The sequence below is a fragment of the Paraclostridium sp. genome (assembly GCF_051656405.1).
GTDB lineage: Bacteria > Bacillota > Clostridia > Peptostreptococcales > Peptostreptococcaceae > Paraclostridium.
In genome coordinates, this window is sequence record NZ_JBOGBV010000056.1 from 73,367 (window position 1) to 84,519 (window position 11,153).

Here is an 11,153-nt window from a genome sequence, read left to right on the forward strand (position 1 = left end):
TGGTTCAAAAGAAATTGTGGCAGCTATGTTATCTAATACATAAAACTCTGTATCCTACAAATTCTCCATTTGGATAATATAATCCACTAACATTTACATCACTTCTATTCTTTGAATGCGCACTTACTCTAACATACGGGTAGCTAGATGTTTTACTTGTAACAACCACAGAGTGTCTCCATACACCAGCTTTACTTTTATATTGAATTATATCTCCAAGTCTTGCATATTTGTAACTATCTCTTTCTGTAGCGTACCCCTTATTTACTAGCCAATTTCTTAGTTCTATAACACGTATCCATGCATTAGAATAATGATACCATACTTTATCAGTCTTCATTCCACCTCTAAACAATGTCCACGATGCGAAATTTGTACAGTCAGCACTATATTTATTTTCTTTGTCTCTACCTGGATGTGCATAAGTTTTAGCCCATTGAGCACCTTTACTTCCATTGTATCCAGAAGAACTTCTAACGCTTCTCTTAGATCTAGAAGGTTGTTCTGGAGTAACATTTTTTTCAGATTCTAAAATACTGTCCATTCCATTGATCTTTTTCTCTAAGTTATTAATTTTTTCATTCATATAATTTGTATAAGCATCATCTGAGCTAATAGCTGTGTCTAAACTATTTAAGTCTCTGTCTGAATCAAAAACATCTTTTTCAACAAGCATCCTACCATTATAATTTTTAAGGTATACTATATGATGCTCTTCGGAATAACTTTCATCTTCACAATCTAAATAATTAAAATTTGTTTTGGTAACAACATCTACCTTTATAGATTCATTATCTTGTGAAATAACATTCATGTCTAAATCTAAATTATAATTAATAATTTTCTCACCTATTTGATTGGCATAATCAGCTAAGAACTTTGAATTCAGATTATCTTCTTTTTTCAATAAACTATCAGGTACTATATATTGATTGTCTACATTTTCTAAATTTTTTTTAACTTCAAATGTATGAGAAAAATATTTTATCAGAATATCTTTCAAATCATTACTTTCCGGTGGTTGAGCATTTACACTCGTTAGTGTAAGAAAAAACATAGTTAGTACAATAACTGTACTTTTTAAAAACTTTTTTTTCATTTTATTCCTCCATTTAATACGAATTTTTATTAAACCAATATGTCCTAATCTTAAAAAATACATATAAAATACTTTAATTATTTTAAAATGAAAATTTTCTTAATATCAACACATTTTAGATTAATCATAATTATACAAAATTTTTCTTTTTTAGCAATATAAATGGAATAAAATGGTAATATAATGGAGTGAAATGTATAAATATCATATTTAATTATAAAATTCATTTAAATTTATTTGTAATTAATAAGAATTTATAATAGTAGAAATGCATTTTTGTATTTAAAAAATCTAGTTGATATTTCAGTATAAACCTTTTAGCTATACAGTTTTACATGTAAAAAAACTATGCGATTTATGTGAAAAGTTTTATATTTTTAAAACAGTCCTTTCATCTAAGTCACATTGTCAGGTAGATAATTAACTTGGTTTACATAAAAAAGAAATGCCTAAATCTTTTATATTAAACTCTTCTTTTTTATTGTATTTTGTTATAAATCTGAAACTTTATCTAGTCTTTGATAATATAATTAAATCTCAATACTTTCATGTCGTCAACGCCTTTTCTATTACTATAAAATCAACTTGATTACTTGTTTTTGCGAATAATATATCTAATATAACTTTCATACATACTATACTTGATAACTAATTCATTTACATTAAACTTTTCTATAATCTTTCTATCACGAGATTATTTATATATAATATTTTCAGTAGGAAAGTAAACATATATCCCTCCAAATTCTTCAAGTATAACCTTAGTTATATTTATCTAAACGCGCATAAATATAGTTTAAATTTTTCAGAAATTTATTAATTTTTTGTAAAAAAAAAGAGCACATAGAGCAAATGTCGTTCTAATTTATGTACTCTCTCTTTTTATTAACAACACATATAAAATGTTTATTGTTCATTAATTTTTACTATACAAATGAACAAATATTTTTTTATTGGTTAAATAAAAAAATCATAAGGAATTTAATAACATGCACTTCTTTGATAAATAAGTTGTAAACAATGTATATAAGTGTATCTATTTGCTCTGTAATCATTATATCATCTACCTTTGCATATATAAAAATTCAAATATATAATAGTATTTATTTAAATTTTTAATATGCAAAATCTATAGAGTTTAATATCCTAAAAATGATCAAACAGTAATTTATCCCTAATGTATATAACTAATTATTATCTATATATAATTGGAATTTTTAGTCATTCATATTATACTTATAGTTATTCCAATATATTTAGCTTATAAATAGTTCAATAATTTATGCCTATATACTTAAAGTTACATCATATATTATTTTATAAATATGTTGAAAATATATGTTAAAAATTGATATAAAACTGATTTAAATCAATTTAGAAAGAGTATAAATAATGATATCGAAATAATATGTTAGAAATTCGAACTATTTTATATAAAAACAGATCTTATTAAAGGTATAATATTATATACAATCAAAGAAAAAAACTACAAAAATTAATTATATAATGCTTTAGACAAATACAGAAAAAATAACTACTATTTTAGAAAAGGATGGTTTATGAAAAAATATGATTACAAGCAAATAGAAAAATTAGTTATTAAAGCAAAGAGCGGGGATAATGAAGCCTTCGAAGAATTATATAGTACAACATATAAAAATGTATATTTTTATGTATTATCTATTTTAAAAAATGACACCTTAGCAGAAGATATATCTCAAGATGTATTTTTAATTGTAATGAAGTCTATAAATGATCTTAAAAATCCAAAATTGTTTATAGCTTGGGTGAAAAAAATTGCATATAATAGATGTCTTCAAGAAATCAATTCTTCTAAAAAGCTTGCATACTGCAATTATGAAGATACCTTGAAAAATGATAATTTCTCTGAAGTTGATAATGTGATAGAACATACATATGAAAAGAAAGAAAAACACACATATCTTGTATCATTAATAGATAAATTATCATTGCAGCATAAGAATTTAATACTATTTAAATATTATGAAGGCTTAAAAAGTGAGGAAATAGCATTTATAATGGATATGCCTCTAGGAACGGTAAAAAGCGGACTGCATTATGCAAAGAAAAAACTAAAATCTATGTATTTAAGTGATAATTTCTATGGAATGATTTTTATTCCAAGTATATCAAAGTCATTAAATATCCATTATTATAATACTACAAAGAACATTACAATTCCTGCTCTAACTAAAAACATATATTTATCCAAAAATGCAACTGTAAGCACAAACTATTTAGGAGGCTCAAGTAATATAAATATAGGCAATAAATTCAAATTTATAGCCGTATCCTCAACAATTGTAACTTCTGGTATTTTATTAACTACTATAGGAATAGCTCCAAACATAAAATCTATATCTTATAATGATAGTAAATATATAAATAAAGATTTAGAACTGGAAATTACATTGAACAACTCTGCATTTTTAAATGAAATATACATATTAGATAGCAATGGAAATAAAATTTATAGCAGTAAATCAAAACATAATAAAGTTTCAGCGGTTATAACAGAAAATGGATCTTATGAAATATATACTAAATCTATTTTTAATAAAACAAATAAAAAAGATATAAATGTTAATTGTATTGACAAAACAAAGCCTCAAATTATAGATTATAAATATAATGAAGAGGAAATAGCTATAAACGTAACTGATAATTTATCAAATATAGATTATGAGAAAACATATATAACTGATGGAAATGGAAATAAAGTTGAAATATTTTCAAATGAAAATAAAAATGAAATTAAGTTAAAAACAAGTAAATATAACACTAACTTTACATTGTACTTGTATGATAAGGCTGGAAATTTATCTAAATACTTGATTAATATAAAGTTTAAATAATAATATATTTAATATGATGTAAATTGACTTTAATGTAAAATAATTATTATATTTATAGAAAAATACTATTTAAAATAGTATTTTTTTTTAGAGAATTTGAACCTTTTTAACAAAACTCTACCTTATTAATTAGTATATAAATTTTTTTAAGTTGAAGACACAAAAGTAAGGGTATATAAATATAACATTGTAATAAGGAGACATCTTAAATGAAAAACAAGCAAATTAAAAAAGCAGTAGCAGGTGCAATGGCTACCACAATATTAATGAACCCAATGCCTCTAAGTATTTATGCAAATGAAATTAAACCAGATGTATCAACGGAAGATACTAACAACGTAGAAACTAATCCAGTAACAAACGATACAAATGAAATCACAAATAATCCAACTGAAAAAGAGAATACAGATATCGAAGTTAATAATGTTGAGGAAAAAGATAAACTCCCAATAACAACAGAACCCCTGGAAAAACCAGAAGTTGCATCGGAAAATAATAAAGAATTAAATAAAAATGAAAAAACTGCATATGGAAATGGATATAGGTTTGAAACTAGTTACTCTGATAATAAACATGGACATTTACACTATAATTTATCTACAGGAGAAGATATCCATACAAATTGGCACTTCACTTTAACTAATGGGATGCTTAGTGAATACTCTTATACATTTACAAACCATACTCAAGAAGGTAAAAAGTATGTAGAATTTACTAAGCTACCAGTAATAAAAGAAGATTCACAAGGTGCTTTCACTCTTGAATATTCAACTGATGGAAGTTCTTTCTCTACCGATGTTCCAGAATTAAAGAATCTTGTAGCTTTTAGAGTAACTTTAAAATCTACTATTTCAGGACATGAAGATCCTAAATTAAATGTTGAATATGCTTTTAAACCAATTAATATTCCTAAAGACTTTGTAAATTCTGAACATCTTATTATAGGAGGATATCAAACAACTAAATACGGAGATACTTGGGTTTCTGATATAAATTCAAATATGATTCATTTTTATGAAAGAACACCAAACCATGCTCCTGTGATACATGCAGAAGACAAAACTATAGAAGTTGGAGATAAATTCAACCCAATGACTGGAGTTACTGCTATTGATAAAGAAGATGGTAATATTACTAAAGATATAAAAGTTATAGAAAACACAGTAGATACAAGCAAAGCTGGTACATATAAAGTTGTATATGCAGTAACTGACAGCAATGGGGCTACAACTACTAAACACATAACTGTAACTGTAAAGCTTAAAGACTTAACTTTAAATAAGATACCTGAGATACACGCAGAAAACAAAACTATTAAAGTTGGAGATAAATTTAATCCAATGGATGGAGTTACTGCTATTGATAAAGAAGATGGCAATATCACTAAGGATATTAAAGTTATAAAAAATACAGTGGATACAAGTGAAGTTGGTATATATAAAGTTAAATATAAAGTAACTGATAGTAAAGGGGCTTCAACTACTAAGTCTATATTAGTAACAGTAAGGAGTAATGACAAACCAATAATAAGCGGTGCTGATGATAATAGTATAAAAGAAGGAACTTCATTTGATCCAATGGATGGAGTTACTGCCATTGACACTGAAGACGGTAATATAACAAAGCATATCAAAGTTATTGGAAATGTGAATACTAATAAACCTGGAAAATACGAACTAACATATAAAGTAACTGATAAAGACGGAAACACTTATACTGTTAAAAGAACTATAATTGTAACTCCTAAAGAATTACATATAAATAATTTACCTGTGATAAATGCAAAGAATAAAACTATCAAAGTTGGAGACAAGTTTAATCCAATGACAGGGGTTACTGCCACTGATGAAGAAGATGGTAATATAACAAAACATATTAAAGTTATAGAAAACACAGTAAATACAAATAAAGCAGGTGCATACAAAGTTGTATATAAAGTAACTGATAGTAATGGAGCTACAACAACTAAATCTATAGCTGTAATTGTAAAAAGCGATGATAAACCAGTAATAAGTGGGGCTGATAGTACTAGTTTAAAGGAAGGAACTCCATTTGATTCAATGAAAGGAGTTACTGCTACTGACAAAGAAGATGGCAATATAACAAAGCATATGAAAGTTACTGGAAGTGTAGATACTAATAAACCTGGAACATATCAACTAACATATACTGTAACTGATAAAAATGGAAATTCTACTACTACTAAAAGAACTATAACTGTAACTCCTAAAGATCCAGATATGGGTAATTTACCTGAAATAAAAGAAGATAATAAAACTCCAAATGTTGGAGATAATGTTAATTCAACAGATAGACCTAGTGCTACTGATACAAAACCCGCTATAAATAAACCTAATTCACCTCAAGAACATAAAAAGACATTAGAAGTAACTATTTCTAGTTTAGATGATAATAAAGAGGTGCTTAGTTTAAATCCTAAAACAATAGATATAGGTATAAAAACATTCTTATTTGTAGGTGTAGTATCTGCATTAGGATTGTTTTTAAATAGAAGAAATAAATATAGAAAATAATATTGAAGGAGTATAAAATACATGTATGTTGAACTACTTATCAAGATTATTAAAGAATTGAACAAAGATAAAGACTTCTAATTAAAAGTACTTTGATTTACCAAAAAGCTGTCTTAAAATATTAACTTATTTTAAGACAGCTTTTTTTAAGATTTATGAGCTTGACAAATATAGTTGTCATAAGCTATAGTTAATATTGACAAATATAGTTGTCATAGTGACAATAAAAATAGTCAGGAGGAATCATATGCCATTAAATAATCACTTGAAAGAATATCGAGCTAAAATTAATGTGAATCAGACTGAAATGGGAGTATTAGTTGGCGTATCTAGACAGACAATAAGCCAAATTGAGAGAGGGGATTACTCTCCTTCGGTTACTTTAGCATTAAAAATAGCAAAGATTTTTAATGTAAGTGTAGAGGATATTTTTAGTTATGAGGAGGATGGGGTTAATGAGTAATAAATGTATTGATGCAATTAAAAAAGAAGATAAGAAAGCTTTTAAAAATTTTATAGTTATACTAGTAATAGCTACTATTGCTGGAGGCTTCTTAGGGGGAATGTCTGAAAATTTAAAACAAATTATGGGTAAGAATCTATCTAGTTCATTAATAACTATGCTTAAATATATTACACCATTTGCAAACATTATTCTTTCTATATTGTTGATATTAGTAGGCAAAATAATATGCACTGATTCAAGAAAAAGTTATGAGTTATGGAAAAAATCAAATGAAGATGACAACCGTATAGACAAAATTGAAGAAAATTTATCTTATTTATGTCTATTTTCGTCTGTAATTAATATTATTGGTATGTTCTTTATTGGAATAGGATGCATGTTACTACCTTTTGATGATATAAATGGTAATTTTAGTGTCATAAAATTTATTTGCTTTTTTATAGGATTGATATTGTGTATTACATCTAATATATTAATTCAAAAGAAAATAATAAATTTACGAAAAGAAATTAACCCGCTATTAAAAGGAAGTGTATATGATATAAAACTTGCTAAAAAATGGGTAGATAGTTGTGACGAATCTATAAAGTTAGGTATATACAAAAGTGCTTATAAAGCATTTAAATCTGTATATATAACATGTATTATACTTTGGCTATTTTGCATAGTAGGTTATGATTTATGGAACTTTGGTATCATGCCTATAGTAATAGTAACTATTATATGGTTAGTTCAAACAATTTCTTATTGTTTAGAATCAATTAAATACTCAAAGGCAAAATAAGGATTCGTATATTATAATATAAAAATTTTAATTCCAATTTATTACAGTATGGTTACACAAATTAAAAAGTATCGAAAGAAAATACTTTTCGTGTTAGAATTTGGTAAAACAAGTTTTTACTAAAGGGGTAATGGGCATGGAAGATAAAAATAAGATAGAAAAACTTACTAAAGTAAGATGGAAAACTTTTAATTTATTTGGATGGCTTTTCGGAGCAGCATCAATGACATTGTATATGTCTATAGGTCAAAAATTTCCTGAGTGGTTATTAATATCTTTAGGAATTGTAATACTTTTACTAGTCATTCAATCTTTATATATTGTCTATTGCAAAAAAGCTATTTCTCATAAATAAATGATAAAAATAGTTTCTAAATAAAAAACTGTCTTAAAATATTAACTTATTTTAAGACAGTTTTTTGCTATTTCTTTATTTTATTTTTTATACTATCTAAAATTAAATTCACTTCATCTACTTTTAAAAGAATTATGCATATACCATAAGTTAATGCCCCAAATCCTACTGATCCACCTAATGAAATAATATCATATATCTTTTCAGCAGTTATTTTTTTCTCTAAGAAAGCAGGTAATATTTTATGTAATAAATCTGGCAATACTCCATCTAATAAAGTAGGTACCGCTTCATTTAAGGAATTATATACAAATAGTGTTACAACAGCCATCAATAATGCTGATACAATTGATTTTATTAAAACGATTATAATTGATTTACCGCCAAATGGTCCAATTTTTTTCCTTAAACTTATAAATAATAATATTACGGTAACTATTGCAGAAATACTAGTTGCAAAAGCTAACCCTGCATGCTCCATATCTGTAAATATTACAAAGAATAAGTTTAATACTATATTTAATACAATAGCAATTATTCCATTTACCATAGGTGTCTTTGTATCTTGTAATGAGTAAAATACCTTTCCAATTATATCTCTAAGTCCAAAGCCTATTGTACCTATTGAATAAAATACTACTGCTATTGCTGTCATTTGTGTAGATTTTGCATCAAATGCTCCTCTTTGGAAAAGTACTTTAACTATTGGAGTTGCAAGTATCATCGCACCTAATGATATAGGTATAAGTAAAAGTGTAACTGTGTTTACTGATGTTTTTATAGCTTTATAAAATTCCTCTTTATTGTTTTGTGTTGTTAAATTAGCTAATAGTGGATAAACAACAGAAGAAATTGATACTATAAACATCCCCATTACAAATTGATTTAATTTAGCCGCATAATCTAGTGCTGATATACTCCCTTCAGCAAGTTTAGATGCTATTGATTTATCTACAACAATACTAACTTGGTTGACTGCAACCCCTATTAAAACAGGTATTACAAGCCACAGCATTTTCCTTAAATATTTATCATTAAAATCAACAAATAGATTGTATTTAAATCCACTTTTTTTAGCAAATGGTAGTTGGAATAAGAATTGTAATAATAATCCTATTAAAGCCCCCCACGGAAGTAAATGTATATTTATTATTGAACTTAAAACTATAGATGTTATAACTATAATATTATTTGGCACACTCATAAGCCCAGGTATTACAAAGTTTCCTTTTACCTGAAGATAAGCTGTCATAATATAACTCATTCCTAAAAATGCTAATCCTATTATCATAATTCTAGTAAAGTATACTGTTTGAGCAAATATCTCGCCTTTAAATCCAAATGCAAATACCTTTACAATTTGAGGTGTAAATATCAATCCTAATATAGAAAATGCCATACAAATTAAAATAACTGTATTTAATACGTTATTTGTAAATTTATTTGCTTCCTTTTCTCCATTATTCTTAAGTACTTCTTGATATAAAGGAATAAAAGCTGTATCTAAAGATGTTCCTACTGCTGCGAATATAACTATTGGTATAGTCATAGATATTTTGAACACATCGCTTATCCCCTGTGTTCCGTATACTCCAGCTAAAGTTAATTCTCTTCCAAATCCCAATACTTTTGCTATTAATGTAGCTATCATCAATCCTATCGTTGTTTTTGCTACCTTTGACATAAATATTTCTCCTTTTTTAAACTTATATAAATTTAAATTCCAACATTAAGTAACTCTGTTTTTTTAACTTATATAAGCTTTTTAATTATATAGTTTCACTTAAAAAAAGTTAAATTTATAACTATATAATTTAATAGAATTATATTATACATCTTTTTATATCATTTCAAGTTACAACTTTTACATTTTTTACCATTTGACTAAATAATAAAATATTCTCTACGCTTGCAATTACTACATCATTTGATTTCTTAATTCCTTTTATAAGGCTTTAATCAATTCAATATGAGCCATAGGAATATGTAAAATCATACTACTTTATATCTTTATTTTTTATTTTCTAAATTAATAAAAACTTATATACTATAAATACAATGCTAATTTTTCAATATAAAAAATTCACTTCACTTTATCCCATACGTCCGTTGAAAGTAGAATTATCTATATACCGCTATTAAATTAATTATCAGGAGGAATTTAAACTTGAGTTTTTATTTAATTTTTGTTATTTTTATAGAAATACTAACCTCATTAGCTATATCAAAAGGAGTTTTCTTAAGTTATAGAAACAATAAGCTTTCTAAAGCAAAAATGTTATTAATTCATTTAATTATGATTTTAGTAGTTATATTCACATATATTTTAATACTTTGACTACCCTACACATAGTTAATATAAAAAAATAAAAAACCGGATAGATCTATCCGGTTTTTTATTTTTTCGATTCATATTCCTTAACTCTTCTATAAAATGTATTACTCTTTAATCCTAGAATTTCCATAGCTTTTACAGCAGTAATCTGTCCTGATTTCCATTCTTGATAAACTTCTTCGAATTTTTCTCCTGGATCTATTTTTCGTCTACCAAACTTAATACCTTTTTCTCTTGCTATCTTGATCCCTTCTCTTTGTCTTTCTTTTGTTCTCAGTCTTTCATCCTCAGCCATATAACTTAAAAGTTGAAGAATTATATCTGATATTAAATTTTCTAATCCGTTCATATCTTTGTATTTAGTAGTATCTAAAAGTGGCATATCTAAAATTACTATATCTACTTTTTTAACTTTTACTAATTCATTCCATTCATCTAATATCATTTGCTTATTTCTTCCAAGTCTATCTAATGATTTTATGTATAGTACATCCCCTTCTCTAAGCATCCTTTTTAAAAGTTGGTACTCAGGCCTTTTAAAATCTTTTCCACTCGCAACTTCAAGAAATATATAACTTTCATCAATTCCTAATTTTTTTGCTTCTACAATTTGTCTTTCTAAAGTTTGGTCTTTTGTACTTATCCTTGCATAAAAAAATTTTCTCATACAGGTTTATCCTTTCAAGTGTCATTTTCTCTTTCAA

The 11,153-nt window shown here is 25.9% G+C and carries 8 protein-coding genes; 5 read left to right on the top strand and 3 right to left on the bottom strand.

Annotated elements, in window-relative coordinates; all coding sequences use genetic code 11:
* Positions 1 to 28 precede the first annotated feature (28 nt).
* Positions 29 to 1,099, bottom strand: a complete 1,071-nt coding sequence (locus tag ACRDDE_RS08150) for an amidase domain-containing protein (protein WP_438626781.1) — start codon at positions 1,097 to 1,099, stop codon at positions 29 to 31.
* A 1,559-nt stretch (positions 1,100 to 2,658) separates the two neighbouring features.
* On the opposite strand from ACRDDE_RS08150, the gene ACRDDE_RS08155 reads away from it, so the two are divergent.
* The 5 genes from ACRDDE_RS08155 to ACRDDE_RS08175 all read left to right on the top strand — a co-directional run bounded on the left by ACRDDE_RS08155 (position 2,659) and on the right by ACRDDE_RS08175 (position 8,114).
* Positions 2,659 to 3,975 (top strand): RNA polymerase sigma factor, encoded by a 1,317-nt coding sequence (locus tag ACRDDE_RS08155; protein ID WP_438626782.1) that lies wholly within the window; start codon positions 2,659 to 2,661, stop codon positions 3,973 to 3,975.
* Between the two features lie 209 nt (positions 3,976 to 4,184).
* On the top strand, positions 4,185 to 6,509 hold the full coding sequence (locus tag ACRDDE_RS08160) for an immunoglobulin-like domain-containing protein (RefSeq protein WP_438626783.1): 2,325 nt from the start codon (positions 4,185 to 4,187) through the stop codon (positions 6,507 to 6,509).
* A 247-nt stretch (positions 6,510 to 6,756) separates the two neighbouring features.
* Complete coding sequence (locus ACRDDE_RS08165) at positions 6,757 to 6,972, top strand: helix-turn-helix transcriptional regulator (RefSeq protein ID WP_438626784.1); 216 nt, start codon at positions 6,757 to 6,759, stop codon at positions 6,970 to 6,972.
* Positions 6,965 to 7,759 (top strand): DUF3169 family protein, encoded by a 795-nt coding sequence (locus ACRDDE_RS08170; RefSeq protein WP_438626785.1) that lies wholly within the window; start codon positions 6,965 to 6,967, stop codon positions 7,757 to 7,759. Before ACRDDE_RS08165 ends, ACRDDE_RS08170 begins: the two co-directional genes overlap by 8 nt.
* A 136-nt stretch (positions 7,760 to 7,895) precedes the next feature.
* Positions 7,896 to 8,114, top strand: a complete 219-nt coding sequence (locus tag ACRDDE_RS08175) for a hypothetical protein (RefSeq protein WP_438626786.1) — start codon at positions 7,896 to 7,898, stop codon at positions 8,112 to 8,114.
* A 67-nt stretch (positions 8,115 to 8,181) separates the two neighbouring features.
* On the opposite strand, the gene murJ is transcribed toward ACRDDE_RS08175, so the two are convergent.
* Positions 8,182 to 9,798 carry a murein biosynthesis integral membrane protein MurJ gene (gene murJ, locus ACRDDE_RS08180; protein ID WP_438626787.1) on the bottom strand — a complete coding sequence of 539 codons (1,617 nt, stop codon included), beginning with the start codon at positions 9,796 to 9,798 and terminating at the stop codon, positions 8,182 to 8,184.
* A gap of 712 nt (positions 9,799 to 10,510) precedes the next feature.
* Entirely contained in the window at positions 10,511 to 11,116 is a 606-nt protein-coding gene (locus tag ACRDDE_RS08185; RefSeq protein ID WP_438626788.1) for a recombinase family protein, read from the bottom strand.
* Between the last annotated feature and the right edge of the window lie 37 nt (positions 11,117 to 11,153).

Coding starts and splice junctions, on each gene's coding strand:
- ACRDDE_RS08150 (WP_438626781.1), bottom strand. CDS start 1,099: ATGAAAAAAAAGTTTTTAAAAAGTACAGTTATTGTACTAACTATGTTT.
- ACRDDE_RS08155 (WP_438626782.1), top strand. CDS start 2,659: ATGAAAAAATATGATTACAAGCAAATAGAAAAATTAGTTATTAAAGCA.
- ACRDDE_RS08160 (WP_438626783.1), top strand. CDS start 4,185: ATGAAAAACAAGCAAATTAAAAAAGCAGTAGCAGGTGCAATGGCTACC.
- ACRDDE_RS08165 (WP_438626784.1), top strand. CDS start 6,757: ATGCCATTAAATAATCACTTGAAAGAATATCGAGCTAAAATTAATGTG.
- ACRDDE_RS08170 (WP_438626785.1), top strand. CDS start 6,965: ATGAGTAATAAATGTATTGATGCAATTAAAAAAGAAGATAAGAAAGCT.
- ACRDDE_RS08175 (WP_438626786.1), top strand. CDS start 7,896: ATGGAAGATAAAAATAAGATAGAAAAACTTACTAAAGTAAGATGGAAA.
- murJ (WP_438626787.1), bottom strand. CDS start 9,798: ATGTCAAAGGTAGCAAAAACAACGATAGGATTGATGATAGCTACATTA.
- ACRDDE_RS08185 (WP_438626788.1), bottom strand. CDS start 11,116: ATGAGAAAATTTTTTTATGCAAGGATAAGTACAAAAGACCAAACTTTA.